The organism is Polaribacter atrinae (assembly GCF_038023995.1).
GTDB lineage: Bacteria > Bacteroidota > Bacteroidia > Flavobacteriales > Flavobacteriaceae > Polaribacter > Polaribacter atrinae.
In genome coordinates, this window is sequence record NZ_CP150660.1 from 1,053,623 (window position 1) to 1,077,726 (window position 24,104).

Below are 24,104 nucleotides of genomic sequence, written 5' to 3' on the forward strand. Positions count from 1 at the left end.
GTATAAAATTTTAAAATAATATGTTTACTCCTATAGTAATTGTTCTTGGCATTGGAAATTCACCATATTGCACTCCACCTACTTCTGGAGAATCTCCACTATAGCTTTTAAAATAATGTAGATTAGATCCTGTTGCATAAATACTTAGATTACTTATAGCATCATTAAAGTATTTTGTTGGCACATTGTATTTAAAAGTGACCTCTCTTAAAGCTAAGTAATCTCCTTTTTCCCAAAATCTAGAAGAACTTCCATCTCCTCTAAAAATATTTTTTTGAGCATCAACAAATATAAAACGTGGCAAATCTGTATCTGTGTTAGTCGGTGACCAAGAGTTTAGCACCTCTATAGGTTGATTTAAATTTCCTTGTGTTTGCCCTAAACCTTTTACTCTAATATGGTTGTTAATTAAGTGACCAGTAGCAAAATCTGTTTTAATATATAAGTTAAAATTTTTATATGTTAAACTAGAAGTTAAACCTCCAATAAAATCCGGAGTTGATCTCCCTAAAACTTTTCTATCTAAACTATTAATTACATTATCATCATTTTGATCTACCCAAGCTACATCACCAGGAAAACGTTTTGTAGGGTCACGCAACAGTTCATCTGATCTAGTTGCATGAGCATCTACAGCTGCTTGATCTGCATATATATAATCTTGCTCATACGTAACAATAAGGTCATTACCTACACGCTGTCCTTCTTGTAAACCACCTACCCATTCATTTTGACCAGTTGCAGGATTGTAAATTTCCGTACCACCTTGTCTGTTTAATTCATTATCATTTTCTGGCAACTTGATTACATAGTTTTTATTACTTGTTAAAGTAGCACCTACGTTCCAAGTTAAATCATCGTTTCTAACTACATCAGCATTCATTTCTAATTCGAAACCTTTATTTCTAATGGTTCCATTATTAGTAAGTATCCCTCCAAAACCAGTATAGTAAGGCAGTGTTAAATACGCTAATTTATCTTTTACATCTCTAGAGTACACATCTGTAATAAAGTTAAGTCTGTTATTAAAGAATGATACATCTAACCCAACATTAAAAGTTGTAGATCGCTCCCATACAAGATCTAAAGTTGGTAAACCTGTGTTTGCATATCCTGTTTGTCCATTATAAGTTCCTTGTGATCCATAAGAACCAAAAACTCCAAAATTAGACAAGACTTCTAAGTTACCATTAGATCCGTAACTAAATCTAGGTTTTAATTTAGACACATATTTACCTATAACAGAATTCTGAATAAGCTCTTCATTATGCGCATTCCAACCTAAAGAAACACTCGGAAAAAAGTCAAATTTTTCATTCCCTAATCTAGATGAACCATCTCGCCTAAAAGTTGCGGAAACTAAATATTTGCTATCAAAATCATATAATAGTCTTCCAAATGTAGAAACCAATGCATACTCTGTTTCAAAACTAGTAGCACCAGTTGGTTCTGCTCCTGCATTAAGTGTAGGAATTAAATCTGTAGGAGACCCTTTAGTGCTTGCATAAGAACTAAAGTTATTATCTTTATAATATTCACCTCCTAAAAGCACATTAAAGTTATGGTCACCAAACTTTTTAGTATAAGATAATGTACCTGTTAATTGGTTTCTTAATGTTCTTCCCAAACTTGTAGATGCATTACGGGTTGTATTAAGTGAGCTTGAATTACTACCTTGTCTATATGATTTATTAAAACTTTCGTTATGGTTATTTACCGTAAAATGACTTGCTTGTGCAGATGCTGACAAGTTTTCTAAAATTTCCCAATCAACACCAATAGAAGCAGTTAATCTTTGCTCTAAGTTTTCTCTCACAAATTTATCTTGATAATATAATGGGTTACCAAAACCTGCATTTGTACCTGGACTTAAAACAGTAGACATCGTTCCGTCTGGGTTGGTATCATAGGTTCTAGAGGTTGGTGCTTGACCTGCATACCTTCTAAACACAGTATCATCACCTCCTAAAGGACTTGTATTTAAATTAGAGTGTGCATATAAAACATTAGAATTCACTTTAAGTTTATCTGATATATTGTATGAACCGCTAAACTTTGCAGAATATCTTTTAAAACCAGAGCCTAAAATTAAACCGTCATTATCTAAAAGACCTAAACCTAAATAATAAGTTCCGTCTTTATTACCACCATCAAATGATAAATAATGATCTTTAATTGTACTGTTTTGATATATATTATCACTTACGTCATTATCTAAAAATAAAATTTGTTTACTAGGATCTAAAGGATCTACTACTGTTTTCCACCCAGGTTGACCTAATAAATACCTATTAGAATCTGATAAAAACTGTGTTGTAAAAGCTGAATCTGTAGTATTATTACCTGTAGAAAAAGCCGTACTACCGTTATTTAAAAAACCCGAATCGAAATTATTTCTGCCGGTTACTTCTGTATAATTAGCAACTGCTTGTCTGTTATATGTTATAAAGTCGGCAGCTCCAATAAACTTTTGGTCATCCCTTCTTTCATTCATACTAAACTTATACTTATAATTTATAGAAGATCTCCCCTCTTTTCCGGTTTTAGTTGTTACCAAAATAACACCGTTTGCTGATCTTGCTCCATAAATAGCAGTTGCAGCAGCATCTTTTAACACCTCAATAGATTCAATATCATCCGAGTTTAAAGCATAAAATGATCCTGGAACTCCATCAATCAAGATCAACGGAGAGCCTCCACCACCAAAAGTAGTACCTCCTCGTAAAACAATTGAAGGCGTAGAACCAGGTTGCCCTGTATTGTTTGTAACTCTTAAACCTGCAATTGTACCTTGCAAAGCGGTTGCAGCATTAGATCTAGATGATGTTTCTAAAACCTGTGTATCTAACTTAGAAATTGAAGTTGTTAAAGTAGCTCTGGTTTGTTTACCATACCCAGTAATAACAATTTCTTCTAACAATGCAGTATCTTGACTAAGAGACACATTAATTACTGTTTCCGAAGCCACTTTTACTTCATTTGAAGCAAAACCTATATAGCTAAACACAAGGATATCTCCTGTTTTTGCACTAATAGAATATTTCCCATCAAAGTCTGAAGTAGTCCCAGTACTTGTTCCTTTTACAATAATTGAAGCCCCTGGTAATGGAAAATCATCTCCAGAAGTAATTACGGTTCCTGTAATTGTTTTTGCTTGACCATAACTTAATGTTGGCAATGCAAAAAGCAAAATGAATATCAAATAAATGATATTGGAATCTTTTTTTTTCATGTGATTAATTTATTTAGTTGATTTGTATTATGTATAACATAACACAATATTATAACAAAATATTAACTTTTACAAAATAATAATAGAAGTTTTTTTACAAAGTAAGGCTTAGTGGTCAAAAAGGCACATTAAAACCTTTGTATCGTTTATTCTCATTAGATTTTAAGCAAATGAAGGACTTTGAATAAAAAAACGTATAAATTGTAAAAGTGATTTTACAAAAAAGGGAGATTATCGCAATGGCAAACAGAAGTATATTATGTCATAATTTTGGCAAACAATTTTTATAGGGAATTCGTTTAGAAATTGATTTATATTAAGTTAAAGTATATCAAAGAAGGTTAGAAAAGCTATTATTCTAAGGGATACAACTTATTGGGAAGGAATTTTGGAGTGATATATAAAGACTCCTTTTGTCCATTAGCCCTAAACTAATTATTTTATGTTTTTATTACTACATTTAAAAATACAGAATCTTACCATGTAACTTATAAGTACAAGCGCTATAGTTTTATATATAAATTAAAATTTACAAGTTACTTCTAAATAAATATATTAAAACATTAATATTAGTACACATCATTCTGTTAATTTAAAGTATCTAAAAATAATTTTACACAAAAGAAGGAAGGGATTGTATTGCTACAACCCCTTTTTTTATTCTCAGAAATGAAGTAAACCAACGTGAGTTCGATGTAAGAAATTTTAATTAAACCTATAAAAAAAGCAGAATATTCAGTATATTAAAATACTGAATATTAATAAATATTCTGCTTATGATTTCTGATAATAAAATCATAGAAATTTTCTGTTCTTTAGATGATTTTATGAAAGAATTTAACTTAATTCTTGATAAAAACAGCATTTCTGATGGTTCAACAACTAAAAAACGTAATAGAAAGTTCAAAATGTCTGATAGTGAAGTGATGACCATACTTGTTATAATTTACCTAAAGTCTTACCGAAACCTTAAACCATATTTGTAAATACAGACAAGATATGTTTCCAGAGTGTGTTTCTTATAATAGATTTGTAGAACTTCAAAAAAAGGTTACACAACCTTTAGCCGTTTTTATAAAAATGTATTGTTCAGGCGATTGCACAGGTATCTCTTTTATTGATTCTACTCCTTTAAAAGTATGTCACTATAAAAGAGAAAAACAACATCAAGTATTTTAAGATGTTGCCAAAAAAAGCTATGGAACTATGGGGTGGTATTTTGGATTTAAACTACATCTTGTCTGCAATGACAAAGGAGAAATTATTGATTTTATGTTCACTCCAGCCAATGTAGACGACAGATTCCCTCTCAAACAAAAGAAGTTTCACGACAAATTATTTGGGAAATTTTTTGGAGACAAAGGATATATTGGGAAAGATTTATTTGAAAAACTTTTTGTAGACGGAATTCATTTAATAACTAAAGTTAGAAAAAACATGAAAAAGAAAGCAATGGACTATATGGATAAAGTTATCCTAAGAAAAAGAGCAATCATCGAAACAGTAAATGATGTACTAAAAAACACTTGCCAAATTGAACATTCTAGACATAGATCTTTTGATAATTTCATAACAAATATGATCTATGGATTAATTGCATATTCTTTTTTACCTAAAAAACCTTCTATAAAAATCCCGAATATGTTACCGAATATTGCGATTAATTAGCTCGAACTCACGTTAATTAATATAGACATAACCCAATTTAATAATTTCATTGCAGAATAACACATAGTTTCACTTAAAACTCTACAACTTTATCCAAAGCATCATCCGTATCTTCTTGTATAAAATTTGATTGATACAACACTGTTGTTGTAACCGATGAATGTCTATATAATTTCTGTAGCATTTGAATTGGAATTTTATTCCCTGAAATATTACCAAAACTATGACGCGCAATGTGCATGGTTAGTTTTTTATCAATTCCTGCTTTACTTGCTACAATTTCTAATCTCCTATTAAAGTTTCTATTGACTGTTTTTATCCGAGTTTTAAGCCTTTTCTTATCTTTTAAGTTCACTCCTTCTAACTCATTAAAAAGAAAAACTGATTTGTCATTTTTATCCAAACTATTCAATATTTTAAAAACCTTCTGTGGTATTTTTAATGATACCAACTTATTATTTTTACCCATTCTATAATTTAGCCTATTATCAATAAAATCTTTCCATTTCAACATAATAACATCACTAAATCTTATACCTGCAAAATAAAAACTTAGCAACCAAGCTTCAAAGCACGTTCTTGAGCCTCTGTAAGACCTTCTATATCCTTGAGTATCTTAATCTCCTTAATATTTAAACCGATTTTTTTTGTCTCAGGAAACTTGATTTGATATTTACCGGCTTCAAAAGGATAGAACCTTTCTTTAACTATAGATTTTAATAAAGCTAAATTACACACAGTACGAATCGTAATCATATAATTTGCTACAGTTCTCAATGCCAATCCTCTTTTAGTTATTAGAAAATTTTCAAACTTTTTTAAAATATCAACATCAAGCTCATTGAAAAAAAACTTGTCTTTATCTAAAAATAACTTAAAAACTTCTAGTCGTTTTTTTTCAATGTCAAATTGATGAAATTGTTCTCTATTTTTAATCTTCTCTAGATGTAGTTTTGAAACAGAAAAGAAATCGTTTGTCTCTGTTGAAACTATTTTGCTCTTAATATCATGAGAGGACAAATATTCATCTTTAAACTCCGCAGAAATCAGACTTTTGTTTGCTTTTGAAAGCCTATCTAAAATCAATTGATTGATTTCCAGAAAATCTAAATGCGTATTTTTAACACAATTATTTTTATTATCCCATTGACTTTTTTTTTATTACTTGCCCTATATAAATATACGAGACTTTTCTATCCTTAATAATTCGAATGGTTATAGGATGTAAATTATTAGAGTTTGGTCTTTTTATTAAAAATGCAGATACTGAAGACATAACATGAGATATTAAGTTAAATATATGAAAAAGGAATTTAAATACTTGCTAAAACATAGCTAAAACATTTGATGATATCAGATGGTATTATTCGATATAAAACAATATTAAAAACCTAATAAACAATTGATTATAAAGGTAGTTATATTAATTTAAAATACATATCCCCGAATTCACGACCCTGAGGTCACGGGTTCAAATCCCGTTCTCGCTACAAGCTTAATGCTAATTAAATCAAAGAATTGTGTCTCACAATTCGTTTTTTTATGTCTACATTTTTCTTACTTTTTCAAAGAGTACAAGATAAAGTACACGATTGCACTATGAAATTGAATTATTCAGAGCCAAAATATTCACTGGAGGAGTTGATATTGGAGCTTGGTCTAAACTCTCAAAAAAAGATAAAAAAGAAGCATTATCCAAAAATTGGTATGTCTATTATTCATTTAGAGATCCAATTACAGGAAAACTAAAAAGGCAGACCAATATAAAAGCAGGAGTCAATCTTTATAAAGATAAAAGAAGTAGAATACACATCTTAACTCAATTAAAGGAAAGTTTAGAATATGTTTTATCAAAAGGCTTCAATCCTTATGAAGACAATAGTTCTTTAGCTGAATTTATCGAAAAAATTCTTTCTCCTGAAAAAAGCGAAATCAAGAATACACCAACACATGAAGAAACTCCAGTGTATCTTAAAAAAAGGCTGTACAAAAAACACCAATCCTCTCCCCTATTAATACATCTTTTGACTTAGCATTAAATACCAAATCTAAAGTTCTAAATGGAATTTCTTATAAAAATTTTAAAAATAGAATTGAACAATTTAAAGAATGGCTCAATGAAGAAGGCCATGACCTTAAAGAAGACATTTCAATTATAAATAAGAAACTTGTAATACAATATTTAAACACTGTATTACAAGCAACAAGTCCTAGAAATAGAAATAATACACGAACTGACATCAGCTCATTGTTTCAAACACTTGAAGACAATGAAATCATTGAAAATAATTTTGTTAAGAAAATTAATGTTTTAAAATCTGTACCAGAAAGAAACAAAACCTATACTACAACTGAGCAGAAGGACATTTTTAAATATTTAGAAAAACAAGATGCTGTATTGTATCTTTTTGTTCAATTTATATCTTATAATTTTCTTAGACCTGTTGAAGTTTGTCGATTAAAAATTGGTGATATCGATTTAATAGATAAAAAGATTTATGTGAGAGCCAAAAACAAGCCTGTAAAAATTAAAATCATTCTTTGCATAAACATTACAACCTTAATAATTCAGTTTTTTATTGCTTTTATTTACAACGCAATGCACTCTTATTTCATTCCTTTCAACAAAAATACTTTTAGCTTTTCTGTGCTAAGCCTGGAATATCTTTTACCTATTCTTTTGAATTTCAATAAAACCCAAAACAGCGATATAATACAACATAACCTTACACGTATACTATTTTGAATGTAACAACTGCAATTAACGCATACTTCTAATAATAAACATATACGGATGCTAAACTGACACATATTAGAAATTATTAAACAATAAAATAGATTAGATGGTTAACAACAGATGCTCTGTATAAAAAAATTTACAAAGAAAGAACAAGAGCTAAGAACTACAAAAAAAGCTTCAAACAAAGTTCCTGCAAGTTTGCAACAAAAAAGCAACAGTAAAAAACGTCTAATATTTAATTGCTTTCATTTTTTTTCATTAAATTTAAATGCTTAAAATAAAGAATGAATATCTTACTTAAAAAAGTACTGTTTTCGATAAAACTTTAGTACTTTTTTTTTTGAATATTAATTCTAAACAATCATGATAATAAAAAGTAAAAACTTTTATTATCCCGAATATTTAAACCAATAATCAATATATTTGATTTAATATAACGAGTTAGCAAATATTAAAAAAAATACCCAACAAAAATTAAGTTATGAAAAAAAATGTAAAATTAACATTAAGTCTAGTTTTAACCTTCTTATTGCTATATAGTTGCAGTAATTCTTTAGAAGCTGATTCTAGCAAATTTGCCGAATTAATGTGTCAAGCAAATGAACTTGATAAAAAAATGGCTACTGGAGATATGAATGCGTACAACAAAAGAAATATGCTTATATTTGATATTGCCGAATTAGAACAGTCATTCGGAGATAAATACAAAGATGAAGACTCAAAAAAAGAATTTGACAACGCTGTTTCTTTAGCAATGTTAAAAACGAAATGTAATACAGACAGTAAAACTAAAAATAAGGATAAGACAGTAACGAAAGAAGAAATAAGTGAACCAAAAATTGACAAAGAGTTTATAACTTTAAATTCAATTCAAATTGGAGATAATATTACTCAACATCAAGATTACAAACTTGATAAAGAACAAGATAATTTTTTTGATATTTATATTAATAAAGAAAAAACAACAATAAATAAACTTGAAGGGAATTTAAAACTTTATGTATCAAACTCAATTGTTGAAAAAATTGAATTTAATAGTGGTAATAGTTTTATGGGTTCAACAAGCGTTGCAGGTTCTGTTTTTGACGCAATGTTAAAAAAACGAAAAAATTGGGTTCGAGATGCTATGCTTAACTACAACATTACTCAATGGGATGACTCAAGAAAAAAATCACAATATGTAAAACAAGACTTTTTACATCAATATGATTTAGAAAGAATTGAAATGTTAGGAACTCAATTGGGTTGGAATATGTCATATGTTATAACCTCTAAAGATGCAGAGAAAAAAGAGCTACAAGGAAAAAAAAGAAATCTTAATTTTGGTTCTACTAAAGATAAAAAAGTAGTAGAGAAAAAAATAAACGAAAATCAAAAAGAGATTGAATTTATTGAATATAAAGGTGAAATAAAAACCTATCCTATTACAATGAAAATCAAATTCTATGGTGAATATAATTGCAATACTGATAACTCTTTAATTGAAGGATACTATTATTATAATAAGAGTGGTGAATCAAATAAATTGATCTTAAAAGGGTATTATTGTGGCAAAAATATTACAATTGAAGAAAAAGATTCTAACAACAACACTACTGGAATTTTTAATGGTATACAAAATAATAATACAATTGAGGGGGTTTGGAAAAACCCAAAGACTGATAAAAAATTAAACTTTATTATTAGAAAAGAATAATAACATTTGCTAACACCGTATATAATTTATTGCTACCTTATCGCCTACTTACGAAAGTCCTCGCGGACTTTCTTGGTCGGTAATTATTTACTAAATTAGTTGCTTGAAACACGCAACAAACCATATACAACAACGTTGGCAACAATACCTCATCAGAACGTTGAAAATGTGTGATTTAAAGAAATTTTTTGAATTTTAAAACCGAATGATTGATAGATTTTAAATGTAGGATTTAAAGATGAAATGATTAAAAGATTTTACAGACTTTGACGGAAAATCTGAAAGCTCGAAAAATTTTTGTTTTTTAAATAAATGAGTTTTTAAGAAAAAAAGATTGAATTGACATTGTCGGAAAATCTGAATGGAAAAAAGATTTAAAGATGAAAAGATTTTACAGACTTTGACGGAAAATCTGAACGCTCGAAAAATTTTTAGTTTTTAAGCAAATGAGTTTTATGAAAAAAGATTGAATTAACATTGTCGGAAAATCTGAATGGAAAAAGATTTAAAGATGAAATGATTTTACAGACTTTATGGAAAATCTGAATGGAAAAAGATTTAAAGATGAAATGATTTTATAGACTTTGTGAAATATGAATTATAAAAAATATCTGAAATTTAAGAAAATTAGAGAAATTAAGAAAGATTGTACTGTAGCCAACAGCGTGTAAAGAAAATTGCTACTTTTAGCTTGCTTGCGAAAATAATTGCAAACGTGGAAGTTTGGTAAATATTTACTAAATTTACTGCTTGATAATCGCAACTTTCCTTACACAATCACGTTGTAAGTAATGCGGAAAAACGTGCTAAACATCAACATCTGAATTAAAAAACCAACCGCACAGTCAAGCACATTTCATTTTTCTCGTGCCTCAAAAAATAAAAAGAGCTTGCCTTTTCCCAACGCTAAACTTCTGATAATACAATGAACATTTTCATTATTTAACAATGAATTTTTGCTATCTTTCTGCCGAATTATAAAAAGGTTTAAAATGAACCGAATAAAAGAAGTTTTAAAAGACAAAGGAATTAGTCAAACTTGGCTTGCTGAAAAAATGGACAAAAGTTATCCGACCATTAATGAATACGCAAGAAACAAAAGACAACCGAGTTTAGAAGACTTATACAAAATAGCAGAAATACTACAAGTCAACGCAAAAGACTTGTTAGTAGATAGCGAAAATAAGATTGGGAAATAAGATGAGTAAAGAACAAAAAATAACAGGCAACATACAACCACCAAATAAGGATTTGGAAATACTAAAACAAAACTTCCCAAGCTGTTTTGACAAAAAAGGAGAATTTGACTTTGAAAAATTCAAAATCCAACTTTCAAAAAACGAAATCAACTTTTCAAAAGAAAGTTACGGAATGGATTGGCTCGGTAAATCTTACGCTCGTTTATTGGCAACAGACGAAACTACTACTCTATTACAAGAAGATGAAAAGTTTAACCAAAAAGAAGAAAATAAAAACTCTGAAAACTTACTCATAAAAGGCGACAATTTGGAAGTGCTAAAGCACTTATCAAATGCTTATTACGAAAAAATAAAAATGATATACATAGACCCACCCTACAACACAGGTAGTGATGGTTTTGTATATGCAGACGACAGAAAATTCACTATAGATGAACTACAAGAATTAGCAGGAGTAAATGAAGAACGAGCCAAACGAATTTTAGATTTTACCCAAAGTAAAAGTAACTCACATTCTGCTTGGTTAACGTTTATGTACCCAAGACTTTATATTGCCAAACAACTTCTAAAAGATGATGGTGCTATATTTGTTTCTATTGATGACAATGAATTAGCACAATTAAAATTGTTATTAGATGAAATATTTGGAGAAGAAAATTTTGTAGAAATTTTTACTTGGAATAAAACATCAACACCAGCCTCATTATCTAAAAAGTCACGTAAAACTGTTGAATATATTTTATGCTATGAAAAAAACAAAAATAATTTTAAATATTACGGAGAAGATTTATCTGGTGGAGACCAACCTCTTTTAAATGAAGGAAATAATATTGGAGTTTTAAAAATACCTAAGGATAAAATTATTTTTAAAATTGATGATGGTATTTATAATTCTGGACAATATCACAGAATAAATCTTCTTAATGATATTGAAATTATTGAAGGTAAAAGCTCTGAGGATTTAAACATAGAAGGTAGATTTAAATGGCAACAAAGTTTTTTAGATAATGAAATAAGTAAAGGGACAACCTTTATTATCAAATCAAACAAGTTTTCAATTCGTTTCCAACGATTCGAAGATGAGAGCTATAAAACCCCAACTAATTATATTAGAGACAATATAATCTTCCCTTTATTAGACAAAACTAATGCAGAGATTGACACAAACGAAACTTCTTCTAAGGAATTAGAAGAATTATTTGGTAGCAAAGTTTTTGACTTTCCAAAACCTGTCAGTCTAATAAAATATTTAATAAATTTTTTAGTCAATGAAAATGAATTAATCTTAGACTTTTTTGCAGGCTCAGGAACAACAGGAGATTCAGTAATGCAACTCAACGCAGAAGATGCTGGAAATCGCAAATTTATTTTAGCACAATTACCCGAACTAATTGACCAAAAAAGTAATCAAACAGCTTACGATTTCGTGAAAAATGAGTTAAAAGTAGAAATACCTACCATTTTTGAAATTACAAAAGAAAGGTTGATAAGAGCAAGTAAAAAAATACAAGGAGAACGAGAAGGTGAAGACTTCTCAAATCAAGATTTAGGTTTCAAAGTATTTGAAACAATGCCAATATGGGAAGATTATAATTTTGAATCAGAAGAACTTGAAAAACAAACCACTTTGTTTGATGAAAGTAAACTAACCAAAGAAGACATAAAAGCACTATTAGTTACTTGGAAAACCTATGATGGTATTTCACTTACTGAAACAATACAAGAAACTGACTTAAATGGCTATACAGGATATTATAGTTATGAGAATTTATATTTAATGGATAAAGGTTTTACAACCACAAACTTGAAAGTATTATTAGAAAAAATAGATATTGATAAAAATTTTAACCCAACTACAATCATTGCATTTGGTTATCATTTTGAAAGTAAAAATTTGCGTGAAATAAGCGAAAATATTAAGTCTTATGCAAACAAAAAAAGTATTGATATTGACTTTATAACACGCTATTAATATGAAAGGATTTAATTTTGAAAAAAATCTACAGCATCAATCGCAAGCGGTAAAAAGTACGGTTACTGTTTTTGATAATTTAGAAATAGAAAACCCAAAAGGTGTTGACAAACAATTTCTTAATCCAGTCTTAAAAATTTATGATGGCAATAATACCTATCCTAAAAACATAATAGAATTACAAAAGGTAAATAATATTGAAGGAAAGGTAAATCTAAACAGTAACATCATAGATATTATGATGGAAACAGGAACAGGAAAAACCTATACTTACACCAAAACCATTTTTGAACTCAATAAAAATTACGGTCTTTTTAAATTTATTGTTATTGTTCCTACACTTTCTATTAAAGCTGGAACAGTCGATTTTTTAAAAAGTGATAGTGCAAGAGCACATTTTAAAGAGCAATATGGTAGAACCATTAAATTACATATCGTAGAAAGTAAAAAAGGAGGTAAAAACAAAAAATCGTTTATGCCACCTGCTGTAAACAGTTTTGTTAACGCAGGAGTTTACGAAAAAAACAGCATTCAAGTAATGGTTATCAATGCAGGAATGGTAAACTCTGAAACAATGCGAAAGAGTTTTGACAAAGGAATATTTGACAAACATATAGTTCCTTTTAAAGCAATTTCGGCAGTTAATCCTTTTCTAATAATAGATGAACCTCATAAGTTTTCGAAAGCCAATAAAACTTGGGAGAATATTCAAAAAATGAAACCGCAATTTATTTTGCGTTATGGTGCAACATTTAAAGAATATGAAAATTTAGTTTACACATTAACTGCGGTCGATTCTTTCAATCGTAATTTAGTAAAAGGTGTAATAGGTCATATTACAGAGTTTGAAAGCGGAAAAAATGCTATTGTAAAACTCAATAATACAGATGGAAAAGAAGCTACTTTTGAATTATTGGAAGACAAGAGTAAAAAGACATTTAAACTTACTAAAAAAGAAAGTTTACAAAGAGTGCATTCTGCAATGGAAGACTTGTATGTAGAAAGTTTAAACAAAAGCAAAGTTGTTTTATCTAATGGAATTGAATTATCAAAAGGCGATAAATTAAACCCTTATTCTTATGCAGAAAAACTGCAAGAAGTAATGATTCAAAAAGCAATAAAAAGCCACTTTGAAAATGAGAAACAATTACTTACAAGAAGTGTAAAAATTAAACCAATTACACTATTCTTTATTGACAACATAGAAGAGTACAGAAATGAAGATGGTTATTTAAGAACTACTATTGAAAGTTTGATAAAAGCAGAAGTAAAAACCTTACTTAAAACTGAAAAGAACAAGTTTTACAAAGCATATCTTGAAAAAACTTTAAAAGATATAAGTCTCACTCACGCAGGATATTTTTCAAAAGATAATTCAGAGAAAGATGAAGCGATTGAAAAAGAAATAAACGAAATATTGCACGACAAACAAGCAATGCTTGATTTGGATAATCCAAGACGTTTTATTTTTTCAAAATGGACTTTACGAGAAGGTTGGGATAATCCTAATGTTTTTCAGATTTGTAAATTAAGAAGTAGTGGTAGCGATATTTCTAAACTGCAAGAAGTTGGTAGAGGTTTAAGGCTTCCAGTAAATGAATACGGAAACCGAGTTAAAGACGAACAGTTTTATCTAAACTACTTTGTAGATTTTACAGAAAGTGATTTTGTAGATAAATTAGTAAATGAAATAAATGAGAAATCTGGTGCAATTTCAATAGAGGATATTCCAGAAAAATTATCAGACGATATCGTTAAGAAAATTTGCGAATTATACGAAACCACAGAAGATGATTTATTTGAAATATTAGACGAAAATAATGTTGTAACAAGGTCTAATAAATTCAAAGAAGGCGGTTTTGACTTTATTAAACATAACTATCCTAAAATATTTCAAGGTGTTGGCTCTAATAAAGTTAGAAAATCTACAGATAAGAAAAAACAAGTTAGTATACGAACAGAAAAATACACCGAATTAAAAGAACTTTGGGAGAAATTAAATGAAAAGGTAATTTTAGAATACAAGTTTGAAAAAGAAGACAAATTCAAATCACTTTTTATAAATTTCTTGAATGAGCAAAACAGTAATTTCACTATTGAAGGTATAAAAGAAAGAACAGCACAAATTGAAATAACTGACAACGTTGTTGGAGTTAAAGAAGAACAAGAAATCTATGGAAATGAGATAACGCCAATTTCTACAATGAAATACAGTAGTTTCTTGAAGGAATTAGCAAAAACATTAAACATCAATATAAAGACTTTAAACAGTTCATTTATTGATTCTAATATCGACATAAACAAATTTCTAAATATTGCCACAGTTCGTATTATTAAACAAAAATTTGAGAATTATTTGATGTTTAACGCAATAGATAAATTTGGAATTGAATATCAAAAAGTAAGCAACGAAATTCATCCAACTAAATTTACTGACGAAAAAGGAAATGTATTAAAAGAAATTTCTGCATCTGATGTTGGAGTAATGTATTCTGATAAGAAAGTAGCTGACCAATATTTACTTGATGAATTATTTTACGATTCTGAATTAGAAAAACAGAATATTGAAACTAATTTATCAGAAGTTATTGTCTTCTCTAAAATCCCAAAAAACTCAATAAAGATTCCTGTTGCTGGCGGAAAAAGTTATTCGCCTGACTTTGCTTATGTATTAAATTATGAAGACAAATCGAAAAAGTTGTACTTTGTTGTAGAGACTAAAGGTAAAGATGAAGAAAAGTTAGATAAAGAAGAAAGACAAAAAATAAAACACGCAGAAAAGTTTTTTGGAGATACAGTAAAAATTAAATTCAAAACACAATTCAGCAATAAGAAAATAGAAAGTTTAATACGAGAAATTATAGTTGAAAAATAGCCAGCGCACAAAGCCATACACATTCGCAATTCGCTTCAGCCAACACACAAGCCAAAAATTGCAAAAGAGTATGTCTTGCCAAAGCTCACATTTGAACTAAATAACAAACATCGGAAAACCAAGCAGAACGTGAAAAGCACTACTTACAACAACGTGTATAAAACATAGCTATTATAGGCTTTCCGAGAGGTTTCTGTATATTTACAAAGTACGCCAAATTTTTTATTTGGTTATATTTATAAAAGAAAATTAAACATAAAAATAAAAAATTCGGCTTGTGCTAAATCCGAAAAGTTAGCGACTATTTATACGCTACGTTTCATACACAAGACCGTTGTAAGGCATTAGAAAAATGAAACGAATAAGTAACATAATGACATACGTTCTTCTTCCAATATTTATTGGTGGACTGATTTATATTGTTTCTCGCTCAAAATCTCTCAAAATGTTTGATTGGTTTGAGAAAATTAATTTATCAAATGAAGTCAGTATAATTAGAGATTATTTTTCAAATGTTGAGTTACCAAATTGGATAATTTATAATCTACCTGATTTTCTTTGGGTATTTTCCTTTACCTCACTTTTGTTTATCATATGGAACAAGAAAATTGAAAAAGAAAATGTGTTCTATTTATTATTTCCAATGGGAATTGGTGTACTTTCAGAATTTGGACAACTCTTCTCTATTATAAACGGGACATTTGACAAGGTTGATATAATCTTCTACGTTTTTGGTGGCTTATCAAGTATATATATAATCAGTAAATTTAAAATAAACAATTATGAAAAAACAGTTACTACACATTTCTAGTATTTTAGCAATCTTTGCTTTTATATTCCTTGCATTTGGTTCAGATGACGACAACAGTTCTTCTTCAGCAGATACAAATAAAATGTTGGCATATAATTATGCAGAAGATTTTGTTAAACAACGTTTAAAGTCACCTTCAACAGCTGAATTTCCAGGACTTTTTGAAAAGGCTGACCACATAACAGAATTAGGAAATGAAGAATATCGAATTAACTCTTGGGTTGACAGTCAAAATGGTTTTGGAGCAATGATAAGAAGTAAATTTAGTTGTAAAATAATATTCAAAGATGATAAAGTCAGAGTTGAAGACTTAGTAATCGACTGAATAAAACGCCTTACAACAATGTATAAAAATAATAAGGGTTTTAGTGCTTAATTCAAAGTTTAGTGCATTTAATGAAGTCCGCAAAATTTTCAATTTTGCGTGTATCTTTTTTAAAGGTAAAAATTAAAAATTTTGCTAAGTGCTAAACCGAAAGCCAGTGCATTTTAATCCCTTACTATTCTTATACTAAACGTTGGCAACAAGCAAAAAAACTAAATGGATAAAAATTTGAAATGTTTCATCTCTTCGTCACACAATGTTGACACATCACATATCAAGAATATTCTTGCCGAAAATAGTGTGCAAACTTTTGACTTATATGACTTTTCTGTTGGAGATTCAATACAACAAATCTTAAAAAGGAAAATCAAGGAAGCTGACTTCGCTATATTTATAATTACTGACAATAATCCAAACGTAATATATGAAATGGGGGTTTGTGAAGGTCTTGGAAAACAGCACTTCATTCTACTTGACAAAGATTTAAAAATCCCTTTTTACATTCAAAACAAATTGTTCATAAGGACTGATGTAAATGATTTTGAATTTACTAGAAACTCAATTTCAAAATTACTTTTAGATATAAAGAAAAAAACAAAACCATATTATTCAAAACAAAAAGATAAAATAAAAAAGTCAATAGAATATCATAGTGATACTAAAAGTCAATTAAGAGATATTCTTTCAGAAATTCAAGATTTACGAAACTATACAAGTGGTGATAAAAACGGAGGGAATTCAGCTAGAAATGGATTTAAAATGGAAGATATTACCGCTAAAGTTTTCAACATTCTAAAACTAAACTATGTTGAAAATAACACAAATAAAGACAAAGGAATTGATTTCGCTTTGTGGAGTGATAATTTAGGTAAAATATTAGGGAACCCTATAATTTTTGAGCTTAAATATGGTCGTTTAAATAGAGCTAGACTTGAAAACGCAGAAAATCAAATTAGAAAGTATATTGAGATTTCTGATGCCAAAGTTGGTGTTCTGCTCTATCTCGATAGAGAAAATAAAAGGCATAAAATCAAATCTTCCCTTTCTCCATTAATATTTAGTTACGATTTAGAAGACTTCGTTAATGAACTAATAGAAACTTCATTTGAGACTTTGATGTTAAATCAAAGAAACAAAATAGCACACGGACTCGAATAATGGCTATATATTCTCAACCAAAAATATCGCGATTATTAAGAGAATCTGACAATGCACCTAATACTTATGTTAAGGGAGCAAAATTAGAAGAACTTGTTCGTTATATTTTCTGTAAAGTTCCAAAAGTAACTCACTACGATTCCAACGTTTTAGATGGTGTAAGAGCTCACGAACTTGATGTAGTTTTCAATAATGATACTAGAAATTCTGATTTATATTTTTTGGATTATGCTATCATAACTGAATGCAAGAACACAGGAACTCCAGTCAGTAGTGCTCAAGTAGGTTGGCTAATAAGAAAACTGCAAGACAGATTTGCTACTATGGGAATTTTGATTTCTTTAAATGGAATTACAGGAGCAAGAGACGGAACAAGTAATGCTCATAGTGAAATTTTAAACGCTTTAATTAGGGATAATATCAGAATCTTAGTAATAAATAGGGAAGACATTTTAGCGTTTAGAAATACAGATGATTTAGTGCAATTATTACAAAGAAAATTAATGAAATTGAATATACACAGAACGATTGAATAAAAGCCAGTTGCCAACAATGTATAAAAAACATAGGGCGTTTGTGCTTATCCGAAAGTTCTTTGCATATTAACAAAGTCCGCTAAATATAAATTTTGGCATTTATAGTAGAAAAAATAAAAGCAAAATATTTATATTTCGCTAAGTAATAAACCGATAAGAAAGTGCTTTTTAACCGCCCTACGTTTCTTATACTAAACGTTACCTGCAAGCTGAAAAAACCACCGCACGGTCAAGCACATTTATTTTTTGCCAACGCTAAAAGCCAACCCACAAAAAAATAAAAGAGCTTGCCCTTCCCCGCCAGCACCCAACCGAAATGAAAATCAAATTTAGTATGGCTGAATCTCAAAATGTTTATTATATTTGTCAATCAATGACAAGTCTAAATATTCAAGTCAAATGAAACAATATTTTGGAGAGTACATAAGAAATTTAAGAACTAAAAAAGGTTTTACATTAACTCAATTAGGAGCGAAACTTGATTTAGATTCTGCAAATCTTAGCAAAATCGAAAATGGAAAAAGAGATTTTGATGAAAAAAGACTTGAGTTGTTAGCCTCGGTTTTTGAACTTGATATTGAAAAATTAAAAACTGAGTTCTTTAGTGAACTCTTCGCTAAAAAAATATACCAAACCAATTGCTCTACTGAGGTTCTAAATGTTGCGGAAGAAAAAGTAAAATACTATAGAGAACATAACGTAGAACAAGGAAAACTTAAATTATAAATGTCTCAAAGGAAACAACAATTAACCGAATTGGTAGAAAGATACCAAGTCTTCAAAAGAGAAGGGCGTTTAGACTTAAGTTCTGAGGAAACGATTAGAGCTTGGATAAATGAATTGCTTGCAATTTTTGATTGGAACGTTATGGACACGTCCCAAATACTGCAAGAAAAAGTATTGTCACGAGAAGAAAAGAAAAGATTACAAGAAATTGATTCAACCTCTACTCGACCAGATTACACTTTTAAAATAGGGAATCAAAAACTTACTTTTCTTGATGCTAAAGCAGTTTCAGTTAATATCGAAACGAGTAACGCTTCCGCTTTTCAAATTAAATCTTATGGTTGGTCAATTTTAGCACCTTGTTCATTTTTAACAAACTTTGAGGAATTTGCAATCTACGATTGTACTTATATTCCTAATCAATCACAATCAGCAAATCTTGGTAGAACGTATTTAAAATTAGATAATTACATTGAAAATTTTGATGTTTTAGAAAAACATCTTCTAAAATCTAACATCTTAAATGGTACACTAGAAAAACTATATTCAGACACGCTTAAAAATGTAGGAAGTGTTCAAAAATTATCTCCCGATATAGTCTTTGCTGAGCAACTCTCTAATTTCAGGTTATCTCTTGCTAAAAATATTGTAGAAAACAATAACGCAGTAATTAACAATAACACAGAGTTATTAGCTTATCTAACTCAGGTAATAATAAATAGAATAATTTTCATTCGAATATGCGAAGCACGCAGGATTGAACGTGAAGGTTTGTTACTAACATTTAAAGAAAATGGCTTTTGGTCAGAGTTCAAAAACTCATCCTACAATGATTTTTATGAACACTATGACGGACCACTTTTCGATAGAATTAATACAATCCAAGAACTAGAAATTGACAATGATGTCATTATGGAATTGATAGATTTACTCTATTATCCCTCTCCATATAGATTTGAGGTAATTCCAACAAAATTATTGAGTGATATTTATGAAATTTTCTTGTCTAAAAAACTAATAATTGAAGATGGAGAAGTATCCGAAAAACTAAAACTAGAATACATCAAAACAAATGGTGCAATTAGTACGCCTCAATATTTAGTTCAAGATTTACTTAAAAGAACTATTATAAAAGAAGATTTAATTGAAAGAGGCCTTGAAAGTGTTTCTGATACAAAAATCTTAGACTTTGCTTGTGGTAGCGGAATTTTTCTAATTGAAACTTTTGATTATTTACAAGATGTATTCATCAATTTCTACAAAGAAAACCCATCTCAGGAATTTAGTCATTTCTTTTTCCAAAATTCAGATTTAACCACATTAACGATTGCTGGAAAAAGACACCTAATCTCAAAATGTATTTTTGGTGTTGACATTGATCCAGAAGCGGTTGAAGTTGCTAGAATGTCTTTGTCTCTTAAGGTTGTAGATAGTTCTGAGTTCTATGAAAATTATCAAGAAATTGGAATTTTTGGTAATCAAATTCTAAACAATGTTGGTAACAACATCAAATGTGGAAATACGCTCGTTTCAACAGATATAACCACGAAATATCCACAAATAAATTCTGATCAAGAACAGCTTTTCAGAACAAATGCTTTTGACTACAATAGCTTAAACGGGTTTTCTGAAATATTCAGTAGTAAAGGTGGTTTTGATTACATAGTTGGTAATCCTCCTTATGTTGAAGTCAAAAATTATAATCTAGAATATCCTTTTATGCACAAGTACATAAAGGAAAACTATACTACCACAAAAAAAGACAAAATAGACTTATCTGTTGCATTCATTGAAAAAGGAGTTTCAATTCTTAATGAAAAAGGTAAGATTGGTTTGATTATTCAAAAGAGGTTTTTTAAAACCAATTACGGCTATGATGTTAGAGAATTTATCGGCTCAAACAATTTTTTATCTCAAGTTATAAATTTCAATTCAACAAAAATTTTTAAAGGTAGAATCACTTATGTTGCCTTAATGATTTTAGATAAAAGTAAGCCAGATGTAATAAATTGCTACAATGCTTCATCTGATGTTTCTGAGTTACCTTTTGAGTTAAATTCTATTCCTGAAGTGGAGAGAGAAAATCAAAACTTTACTCAAATTCAATCTATTGATTTGAGTTCAGATTTATGGCAAATTGAAGACGCAGAAGTTTTAGCTATTAATATAGATTTACTAAAAAACCATAGTAGGTTTGGAGATTTTGCAAAAGTAAGAGGTGGAATTCAAGCTTTATGGAATAGAGCGTACCATATAAATGTTAGCTCTCTAAACGCTAAAGGAACTTTATCTGGTAATACACATTTAGAAGAAAATATCACATTAGAAATTGATGCGTGTCGACCACTAATAACTAACGAAGGTTTTTATCCATTCCGTGATGATACAACTCATACATATGTGATTTTTCCATATGATATCATTGATGGAGAAAAAATTCAAATTCCATTTGACGAATATGAAAATCGTTATCCTTTGGTTGGTGCATATTTAAAAAGACAAGAAACATTAATAAAAGATAAAGTACAAACTAAACCTGATGATAATTGGCATCTCTACACAAGAGAAAATAGTCACGAAAGAACCTTTGACAAGGTTCTTTTACCAATGACATCCAATGACACTTATGCAACCATCACAAAAAATCCACTTAATTATTGTGATAATGCCAATATGTATTTTATTGACCTTCCAGATAAATCAGATATAAATTTATTTGCTGTTGCTGGAATAATTAATTCTACAATCTTCTCTGTTTTAGCTAGACCTGTTGCCAATCCTCAATCTGGCGGTTATTTTAAATTCAATAAACAATTTATCGAACCGTTACCTTTTCCAAAGGAAAATTTCAATTCGAATATCGGATTAGTAACTGAGATTTCAGTTTTAGCACAAACTATTCAGCAAACACAAGAGCAATACAAGCATTCTTCTCCACGACAAAAGACAGTTTTAAAAGCAACTTTAAGTGAATGTTGGACAAATCTTGACAGCAAAGTTTATCAACTTTATGATTTAAATGTTGACCAAATTTCCTTTTTCAATGAAAGAGGAAGAAATATTAACCGCCTAGAAATACTTAATAGATTATGATTAGTAAAGACATATCTAACTTTCTAAATGAACTTTCTGATGATTTATTAATTGTCAATAAGCTTATTGTTGGTTCCTATCTTCAATTCAACAAAATTTCAGTAAAGAACAATAAATTAATCCTTTCTTGCATTGAAGGTAATGATGTAAAAACCATTAGTACATTTATCAAATTAATAGAATTTAAGAACGGAAAATTCGATTTTGAAGATGTTATTCACTTATTCGAAACGAGTATTCCTTCAAAAGATATTTCAGTAAATGGAGCTGTTTACACACCAAATTATATAAAAGACTACATAGTTAAAGAGACACTTTGCAAAATAAAAGATTCAAATTTACCAACTATTAAAGTGTCGGACATTGCTTGCGGAACTGGAGCTTTTTTATATACTGTAGCCCAAGAAATAAAGCAAAAAACAAACAGGAGTTATTTTGATATTTTTAAACAAAATATTTACGGTCTTGACATCTCCGATTATACAATTACAAGAGCAAAAATTTTACTTTCCCTTTTAGCAATCACAAACGGAGAAGATGAAAAGGAATTTGAATTTAATTTGTTAGTCGGGAATGCCTTAAATTTCGATTGGAATAATCAAATAAATCAATTCAAAGGTTTCGATATAGTTATTGGCAATCCTCCTTATGTACGAGCTAAAAATTTAAGCGAAGAAACTAAATCACTTTTATCAAATTGGGAAGTTACAAAAACTGGCAATCCAGATTTATATATTCCGTTTTTTGAAATAGGGCTTAAATATCTAAAACCAAGTGGAATACTTGGTTATATAACTGTCAACACTTTCAAGAGAAGTGTTAATGCTAGAAATCTTAGAGAGTACTTTAAAACGAATCTATTTGATTTAAAAATTCTGGATTTTGGTAGTTCACAAATTTTTGCAAACAAGTCAACTTATACCTGTATTGTGTTTATCGCAAAGGAAAAATCTAATGAAGTTAAATATCAGAAAATAACAGCTAAAGATTTTCTGAATAAAAAAATAGCCAATTTTACGCGTATCAATTACAAGCTATTAAACACAAAAAAAGGTTGGATTTTAAATAAACCTGACGTATTAGAAAATATAAATAAAATTGAAAGTATTGGGATTCCATTAGGCGACAAATTTCCAATAAGAAATGGCTTAGCAACTTTAAGCAATGATGTTTTCATATTTAAGCCAGTCAATGAAGATGAAAATTATTTCTATCATCAGAATGGAAAACTACATAAAATAGAAAAAGGAATTTGTAGAGATGTAATAAAACCGAACAGGCTTAAAACTGAATCCGAAATTCCGACATTAAAAGAACAAATAATTTTTCCATACTATCAAGAAAATGCTCAAGCCAATCTTTTTGACTATAAATCAAATAAGAAAATTGCATTTGAGGAGGATTACTTTAAGACAAATTTTCCTAACGCATATAAGTACTTAGAAGGGAACAAAGTTCAACTGTTAAACAGAGATAAAGGGAAAAACGCAAAATATAAATGGTTTGAATTTGGAAGAACTCAAGCATTGAATGATTTGGGCAAAAAGTTACTATTTCCTTATATGGCTGGACAGCCTTACTTCGTATATACCGACCAAGATGACTTATTACTTTATGCAGGATATGCTATTTACTTTGATTCTGAAAGAGAATTGAAAGTTCTAAAAAGAATTTTGGAATCTAAACTGTTTTGGTACTATATTAAAAAAACGAGCAAACCATATTCAGGTAATTATTTTGCATTAGCCAAGAATTACGTTAAGGATTTTGGGATTTGCAATTTGAATGAAAATGAAAAGAATTATTTACTAGAAACCGAATCATTAGAAGATAGAAATGATTTCTTGTTTAAAAAATATAATATTAACCCGAAAGCAATAGCGGATTAGCAAACGCAAGGTTCAAGCACATTTATTTTTTGCCAACGCTAAAGCCAACGCACAAAAAAATAAAAGAGCTTAAACCGCCAACGCCATCAGCAGAACGGAATAAAGCCAGCAGGTAACAATGTATATAAAAAATAGGCGAATATGTGCTAAATTCAAGCTTTTTGGCTCGTATCAAACTTTGTGC

At 29.2% G+C, this 24,104-nt stretch carries 15 protein-coding genes and 1 pseudogene; 13 read left to right on the forward strand and 3 right to left on the reverse strand.

The window, feature by feature from the left end; translation table 11 throughout:
• Positions 1–10: 10 nt before the first annotated feature.
• Complete coding sequence (locus WG945_RS04520) at positions 11–3,232, reverse strand: SusC/RagA family TonB-linked outer membrane protein (protein ID WP_068452055.1); 3,222 nt, start codon at positions 3,230–3,232, stop codon at positions 11–13.
• Between the two features lie 776 nt (positions 3,233–4,008).
• Here WG945_RS04520 and WG945_RS04525 point away from each other — a divergent pair.
• Positions 4,009–4,900: pseudogene (locus WG945_RS04525) on the forward strand (IS982 family transposase).
• 73 nt (positions 4,901–4,973) lie between these two features.
• Here WG945_RS04525 and WG945_RS04530 read toward each other — a convergent pair.
• Positions 4,974–5,459, reverse strand: coding sequence for a tyrosine-type recombinase/integrase (locus WG945_RS04530; RefSeq protein WP_262501970.1), 486 nt, complete (start codon positions 5,457–5,459; stop codon positions 4,974–4,976).
• Positions 5,453–6,001 carry a phage integrase SAM-like domain-containing protein gene (locus WG945_RS04535; RefSeq protein ID WP_340867196.1) on the reverse strand — a complete coding sequence of 183 codons (549 nt, stop codon included), beginning with the start codon at positions 5,999–6,001 and terminating at the stop codon, positions 5,453–5,455. The genes WG945_RS04530 and WG945_RS04535 overlap by 7 nt, the downstream gene beginning before the upstream one ends.
• 491 nt (positions 6,002–6,492) lie before the next feature.
• Here WG945_RS04535 and WG945_RS04545 point away from each other — a divergent pair, with 491 nt between their 5' ends.
• From WG945_RS04545 to WG945_RS04600, 12 genes are all read left to right on the forward strand, one after another.
• Positions 6,493–6,933 carry a hypothetical protein gene (locus tag WG945_RS04545; protein ID WP_068452058.1) on the forward strand — a complete coding sequence of 147 codons (441 nt, stop codon included), beginning with the start codon at positions 6,493–6,495 and terminating at the stop codon, positions 6,931–6,933.
• A gap of 215 nt (positions 6,934–7,148) precedes the next feature.
• Positions 7,149–7,646 (forward strand): tyrosine-type recombinase/integrase, encoded by a 498-nt coding sequence (locus WG945_RS04550; RefSeq protein ID WP_068452061.1) that lies wholly within the window; start codon positions 7,149–7,151, stop codon positions 7,644–7,646.
• 475 nt (positions 7,647–8,121) lie between these two features.
• The gene (locus tag WG945_RS04555; protein WP_068452064.1) at positions 8,122–9,336 is read left to right on the forward strand and encodes a hypothetical protein; all 1,215 of its coding nucleotides are present in this window, start codon (positions 8,122–8,124) and stop codon (positions 9,334–9,336) included.
• A 992-nt stretch (positions 9,337–10,328) separates the two neighbouring features.
• A complete protein-coding gene (locus WG945_RS04560) occupies positions 10,329–10,535 on the forward strand; it encodes a helix-turn-helix domain-containing protein (RefSeq protein ID WP_068451866.1) in 207 nt (68 codons plus the stop codon).
• A gap of 1 nt (position 10,536) precedes the next feature.
• Positions 10,537–12,507: a site-specific DNA-methyltransferase gene (locus tag WG945_RS04565; RefSeq protein WP_068451869.1), complete on the forward strand. Its 1,971-nt coding sequence runs from the start codon at positions 10,537–10,539 to the stop codon at positions 12,505–12,507.
• Between the two features lies 1 nt (position 12,508).
• A complete protein-coding gene (locus WG945_RS04570) occupies positions 12,509–15,382 on the forward strand; it encodes a type III restriction-modification system endonuclease (protein WP_068451872.1) in 2,874 nt (957 codons plus the stop codon).
• Positions 15,383–16,164: 782 nt separating this feature from the next.
• Positions 16,165–16,518 carry a hypothetical protein gene (locus tag WG945_RS04575; protein ID WP_068451878.1) on the forward strand — a complete coding sequence of 118 codons (354 nt, stop codon included), beginning with the start codon at positions 16,165–16,167 and terminating at the stop codon, positions 16,516–16,518.
• 216 nt (positions 16,519–16,734) lie between these two features.
• Positions 16,735–17,676 (forward strand): hypothetical protein, encoded by a 942-nt coding sequence (locus WG945_RS04580; RefSeq protein ID WP_068451881.1) that lies wholly within the window; start codon positions 16,735–16,737, stop codon positions 17,674–17,676.
• Positions 17,676–18,212 (forward strand): hypothetical protein, encoded by a 537-nt coding sequence (locus WG945_RS04585; RefSeq protein WP_068451884.1) that lies wholly within the window; start codon positions 17,676–17,678, stop codon positions 18,210–18,212. Before WG945_RS04580 ends, WG945_RS04585 begins: the two co-directional genes overlap by 1 nt.
• A gap of 399 nt (positions 18,213–18,611) precedes the next feature.
• Positions 18,612–18,938 (forward strand): helix-turn-helix domain-containing protein, encoded by a 327-nt coding sequence (locus tag WG945_RS04590; protein ID WP_068451888.1) that lies wholly within the window; start codon positions 18,612–18,614, stop codon positions 18,936–18,938.
• Positions 18,939–22,031, forward strand: a complete 3,093-nt coding sequence (locus WG945_RS04595) for an Eco57I restriction-modification methylase domain-containing protein (protein ID WP_068451891.1) — start codon at positions 18,939–18,941, stop codon at positions 22,029–22,031.
• A complete protein-coding gene (locus WG945_RS04600) occupies positions 22,028–23,920 on the forward strand; it encodes an Eco57I restriction-modification methylase domain-containing protein (protein ID WP_068451895.1) in 1,893 nt (630 codons plus the stop codon). The genes WG945_RS04595 and WG945_RS04600 overlap by 4 nt, the downstream gene beginning before the upstream one ends.
• The last annotated feature ends 184 nt before the right edge of the window (positions 23,921–24,104 follow it).

Coding starts and splice junctions, on each gene's coding strand:
- WG945_RS04520 (WP_068452055.1), bottom strand. CDS start 3,232: ATGAAAAAAAAAGATTCCAATATCATTTATTTGATATTCATTTTGCTT.
- WG945_RS04555 (WP_068452064.1), top strand. CDS start 8,122: ATGAAAAAAAATGTAAAATTAACATTAAGTCTAGTTTTAACCTTCTTA.
- WG945_RS04560 (WP_068451866.1), top strand. CDS start 10,329: ATGAACCGAATAAAAGAAGTTTTAAAAGACAAAGGAATTAGTCAAACT.
- WG945_RS04565 (WP_068451869.1), top strand. CDS start 10,537: ATGAGTAAAGAACAAAAAATAACAGGCAACATACAACCACCAAATAAG.
- WG945_RS04570 (WP_068451872.1), top strand. CDS start 12,509: ATGAAAGGATTTAATTTTGAAAAAAATCTACAGCATCAATCGCAAGCG.
- WG945_RS04575 (WP_068451878.1), top strand. CDS start 16,165: ATGAAAAAACAGTTACTACACATTTCTAGTATTTTAGCAATCTTTGCT.
- WG945_RS04580 (WP_068451881.1), top strand. CDS start 16,735: ATGGATAAAAATTTGAAATGTTTCATCTCTTCGTCACACAATGTTGAC.
- WG945_RS04585 (WP_068451884.1), top strand. CDS start 17,676: ATGGCTATATATTCTCAACCAAAAATATCGCGATTATTAAGAGAATCT.
- WG945_RS04590 (WP_068451888.1), top strand. CDS start 18,612: ATGAAACAATATTTTGGAGAGTACATAAGAAATTTAAGAACTAAAAAA.
- WG945_RS04595 (WP_068451891.1), top strand. CDS start 18,939: ATGTCTCAAAGGAAACAACAATTAACCGAATTGGTAGAAAGATACCAA.
- WG945_RS04600 (WP_068451895.1), top strand. CDS start 22,028: ATGATTAGTAAAGACATATCTAACTTTCTAAATGAACTTTCTGATGAT.